Annotated in this window: 2 tRNA genes; both read right to left on the bottom strand. The window is 47.4% G+C overall.

Annotated features, from left to right (window positions below):
* Nucleotides 1-18 precede the first annotated feature (18 nt).
* Nucleotides 19-103 (bottom strand) — tRNA-Tyr (locus ATB74_RS23515).
* Between the two features lie 102 nt (nt 104-205).
* A tRNA-Tyr gene (locus ATB74_RS23510) sits at nt 206-290 on the bottom strand.
* Between the last annotated feature and the right edge of the window lie 77 nt (nt 291-367).

Genomic DNA, 367 nt, shown 5'->3' with positions numbered 1-367 from the left:
AAAGAGGTAAGAAGAATATGGTGGAGGGAGACGGATTCGAACCATCGAAGGCAGTGCCGGCAGATTTACAGTCTGCTCCCTTTGGCCACTCGGGAACCCCTCCAGGGTGTGTCTTACTTTTCACAAAGTAAGCCTAAATTGATGTTTTCCCATAAGCCCATCAATCAGGTTGTTCTCTTAACTCTCGAAAGAGGTAAGAAGAATATGGTGGAGGGAGACGGATTCGAACCATCGAAGGCAGTGCCGGCAGATTTACAGTCTGCTCCCTTTGGCCACTCGGGAACCCCTCCAGGGTGTGTCTTACTTTTCACAAAGTAAGCCTAAATTGATGTTTTCCCATAAGCCCATCAATCAGGTTGTTCTCTTA

The organism is Vibrio splendidus (assembly GCF_001557875.1).
In the GTDB taxonomy this organism is placed as follows: domain Bacteria; phylum Pseudomonadota; class Gammaproteobacteria; order Enterobacterales; family Vibrionaceae; genus Vibrio; species Vibrio splendidus_F.
The sequence above is the reverse complement of the archived record's forward strand: the minus strand, read 5'-3'. Positions and strand labels throughout refer to the sequence as shown.